This is a genomic window from Natronomonas sp. (assembly GCF_036625485.1).
Taxonomy (GTDB): domain Archaea; phylum Halobacteriota; class Halobacteria; order Halobacteriales; family Haloarculaceae; genus Natronomonas.
On the sequence record NZ_JAZKTR010000213.1, the window covers coordinates 1 to 3,301 of the forward strand.

A 3,301-nucleotide genomic window follows, 5' to 3' on the forward strand; every position below is an offset into this window, starting at 1 on the left:
TCGAAGTCGACGAGCGGTTCCAGCGCGTTCTCGATGACGGCGCGTGCGGCCCCGGGGTCCGGAATGTAGGGATTCGACCTGACGATGAGCACCGCCGCGGGGACGTCGAGGTGATAACAGTCGGCCAATAACGCACCGGTGACCCCACCGATGACGCCCGCCCCGTCAGCCAGCGTGATTCCCGCCTCGGTAAGAGCCGTCTCTAGCTCGTCGGTCGTGGCGACGCCAGTTACCTCGCCGATCTGCTCTTCGGACTCCGCAGGTGCTCCTGCGAGGAAGACGGCCTGTTCGAACTCCTGTGCCATGTCGTTCAACACACACTCGCTCAACGATTCGACCGCATTGGGTGGAATCGTAACGTCGCTTTGCAGGGTCATCACAGCCGGATCCTCGCCAGCGTAGACCCGGACCGCATCACGAACCCGTCCCTCGTCGTAGGCCGCGACCGGCGGGAAGTCGTCCGAGACGATGGTCCCGTGCTGTTCCAACCCGAGTTGCTTCGTGATCTGGTCGACCGCTATCGAGGCGACCAGACCCAGTCCAGGAAGCCCCTCGATGAGGGTAACCGAGTCGGCCGTAAGTTCACTCTTCTTTTCGAATTCTGCCGATGAATTTTGAGTCACCACGAGACACCCACTCGTACATCGCGCGTCTAGGGTTAAATCCCGTCCCTCATTCCTGCCTCATGAGACCGGTGCTCACGGTAGCGGAAACGAATCCTGGCCGAGCGGCCAGTAACTGCCGACACGGGGGTCCATCACAACGGAACCGTAATCCGCATACGGCCATCGAACTGATCCGAAGGCATTTATAATACCATGGCATTTGGTAACACGATGGCTCGAGCCAGTCGCCCGATGGCGGATCCGTCACGTGGCCTACTCGTCCACAACGAGGGGCCGTCGACGACGGACGTTCACATCGTCGTCCACGCGGCGGGCGTCTCGACGGAGACGGTTACCCTGACCGCCGGGGAAACCCACACGCTCGCCGAACCAGTCGACGCGCCCGTCGAGGTCCACACGAACGGCGGGATGGCGACGGCCTTCGGGGGCAACGACCCGCTTTTCGTCGTCCGAGACGGTAGCGTGATGGTCGCCCCGAAGTGACAACGCCCGGCGCGGGGGTCGGCGCAGGGGCGTGCCGCGGAGTCACCCTTTTTCACCCCAGCATCCCCACAGTGAGGTATGAGCGACGTACGCGAATCGGGATTCAAAGAGCGGACGCGGGTCGAAGCGGCCCGCGACCGACTCCTCGATATCGACCCGATAGACCGAACCGAACAGGTGTCGCTGTCCGTCTGTGACGGCCGGACGCTGGCCGAACCCGTCGACGCCGCCCGAAACGTCCCCCACTACCCGCGAGCCGCGATGGACGGGTGGGCCGTCCGCGCCGAGGACACCTTCGGCGCCTCCGACCGCTCGCCCGCCGTCCTGCGCCCCGGCGATGCCGTCGGCCCCGATACGGCGACGCGGGTCCACACCGGCAGCGAACTCCCCGAGGGCGCCGACGCCGTCGTCATGGTCGAACAGACCGAGCAACTCGCCGGCGAACTGGAGGTCTTCGACGCCGTCGCCGAGAGCGAGAACGTCGCCCCGGTCGGCGAGGACGTCGAGGCGGGCCAGCGTCTCTACGACCCCGGCCACCAGTTGCGGCCCTCCGACCTCGGCCTTCTGAAGGCGACCGGCATCGACGAGGTCGAGGTCGTCGCCGAACCCGAGGTCGCCGTGATCCCGACCGGCGAGGAACTCGTCCAGTCCGACCCCGCCCCCGGCGAGGTCATCGAGACGAACCGGTTTACGGTATCGCGACTCGCCGAGCGGTGGGGCGCCGAGGTGACCCGGCGGAACATCGTCACCGACGACCACGAGGCGCTGCGCGCGGCCGTCCAGCGTGATCTGACCCGCGATGTGGTGGTCACGACCGGCGGCTCGTCGGTCGGCGAACGGGACCTCATCCCCGAAGTCGTCGACGAATTGGGCGAGGTACTCGTCCACGGGGTCGCACTCAAGCCCGGCCATCCCGTCGCGCTGGGGCGCGTCGAGGACACCACGGTAGTCATGCTTCCGGGGTATCCCGTCGCCGCCATCGTCAATGCCGTCCAGTTCCTGCGGCCCCTTATCAAGCATCTCGGCCGGATGCCGCTGAACCCACCGCCGACACAGGAGGCGACCCTTGCCCGGAAGATACGGAGCGAACCCGGCGTGCGGACGTTCGTGCGGGTGAAGTTGGACGAGAGCGTGTCGCCACACGACACGGAAGAGTCGAGTGGTGAGCAAAGCGAACCGCGAGACACGGGCCTCGAAGCCACCCCAACCCGCGCCAGCGGGTCAGGCGTCCTCTCCAGCGTCGCCCTGGCCGACGGCTGGGTCGTCGTCGAGGAGAGCCGGGAGGGGATTCCCGAGGGCGAAACCGTCGCGGTCCAAAACTGGGAGTATCATGAATAGAAAACAGTTCCGCGATCTGGCCGACCCCGAGGAGGCCCACGAGACGATCGACGATCTCGACCTCCGACCCGACGACGAGACCGTCCCACTCCGCGAAGCGCGGGGTCGCGTCCTCGCCGAGCGGGTCGACGCCGACCTCGACGTGCCGGGCTTCGACCGCGCGAGTGTGGACGGCTACGCGCTTCGCGCCGAGGACACCTTCGGTGCCGACGAGGCCGACCCGAACCGGCTCGAGTTGGTCGGCGAGGTCCACGCCGGCGCCGAACCCGACGTGGAAGTCGGTGCAGGCGAATGTGCCGAGATATCGACGGGTGCAGTCCTGCCGCCAGGCGCTGACGCCGTGGTCATGGTTGAACGGACGGACCGGGAGGACGCCACGGTGCTGGTGCGCACGTCGCTCGCACCCGGCGACCGCGTGATGTTCGCGGGTGCGGACGTGGCTGCCGGGGAGCGGGCCCTCGGCCCCGGCACGGTCCTGACGCCCAGAGAAATCGGCCTGCTGTCGGCCCTTGGCGTCGACGAGGTACCGGTCCGCGGGAAGCCAACGGTCGGCATCATCTCGACGGGCGACGAACTCGTCCGGCCCGGCGAATCGCTGAACAGCGACGCGGGCGAGATCTACGACGTCAACAGCTACACGACCGCGACGGCGGTCGAAGAGGCCGGCGGCGAGGCGGAACTCTACCCCCACGCCGGCGACGACTACGAGGCGATGGAGTCGGCCCTCCGGGAGGCCACCGAGGAATGCGACCTCGTGCTCTCCTCGGGGTCGACCTCCGCGTCGGCCGTCGACGTCATCTACCGCGTCGTCGAGGAGACGGGCGAACTCCTGTTGCACGGCGTCGCGGTCAAAC

Annotated in this window: 4 protein-coding genes; 3 read left to right on the forward strand and 1 reads right to left on the reverse strand. The window is 67.3% G+C overall.

The features are described 5' to 3' along the window. Nucleotides 1-626, reverse strand: a 626-nt coding sequence (locus tag V5A53_RS13945; protein ID WP_442928704.1) for a proteasome assembly chaperone family protein, incomplete at its 3' end; no start/stop codon positions are given. A gap of 210 nt (nt 627-836) precedes the next feature. Between V5A53_RS13945 and V5A53_RS13950 the strand changes: the two genes are divergently transcribed. From V5A53_RS13950 to V5A53_RS13960, 3 genes are all read left to right on the forward strand, one after another. After that, entirely contained in the window at nt 837-1,109 is a 273-nt protein-coding gene (locus V5A53_RS13950; RefSeq protein WP_332314223.1) for a hypothetical protein, read from the forward strand. A 78-nt stretch (nt 1,110-1,187) separates the two neighbouring features. Continuing rightward, nucleotides 1,188-2,447 (forward strand): molybdopterin molybdotransferase MoeA, encoded by a 1,260-nt coding sequence (locus V5A53_RS13955; RefSeq protein WP_332314224.1) that lies wholly within the window; start codon nt 1,188-1,190, stop codon nt 2,445-2,447. Then, the coding region (locus V5A53_RS13960) for a molybdopterin-binding protein (protein WP_442928705.1) at nt 2,440-3,301 on the forward strand (862 nt) is incomplete at its 3' end. The genes V5A53_RS13955 and V5A53_RS13960, both read left to right, overlap by 8 nt.